Annotated in this window: 1 protein-coding gene; it reads left to right on the forward strand. The window is 58.0% G+C overall.

Annotated features, from left to right (window positions below; all coding sequences use genetic code 11):
• The coding region (locus H6A60_RS12650; protein ID WP_205105192.1) for a hypothetical protein at positions 1-431 on the forward strand (431 nt) is incomplete at both ends.

The following is a 431-nucleotide window of genomic DNA, read 5'->3' on the forward strand; positions in this document are numbered from 1 at the left end:
ATGCAGCCGTTGCCGGCAGCACGCTGATCGGGCTTTCGGGTGTCAGCCAGCTGATTTCGAGCGGCGAATCCGACAAGAATGTCTGGGGTCTCGATCTCACATCGGGCGGCACGATCGACTTTGGTCAGATCGACGGCTCCGGCGGCCAACTTGTTCTTTCGAGCAACGACGGTACGTGGAGCGGCAGCGGTCGCATCGATCTTTCATCGAACAAGCAAACAACCGTTGTTTTCGAAGACGGAACGTCGCAGCAGACCGGAAACCGCTTCGATGAACTGAACAGCGGTTCCGCACTTCTTTCGGGCGGCGGGGTCTTCGACCTCACGCTTTTCGAAGGCGTTTCCGATGTTTACCTCAATGGCAGCCAAATCACCGGCAGCGGAACCGTTTCCATTTCGGGCTTCCAAACGGACGGTTCGTTCAGCGGCACG

Origin of the sequence: Sutterella massiliensis (assembly GCF_016899755.1) — a bacterium.
GTDB lineage: Bacteria > Pseudomonadota > Gammaproteobacteria > Burkholderiales > Burkholderiaceae_F > Sutterella > Sutterella massiliensis.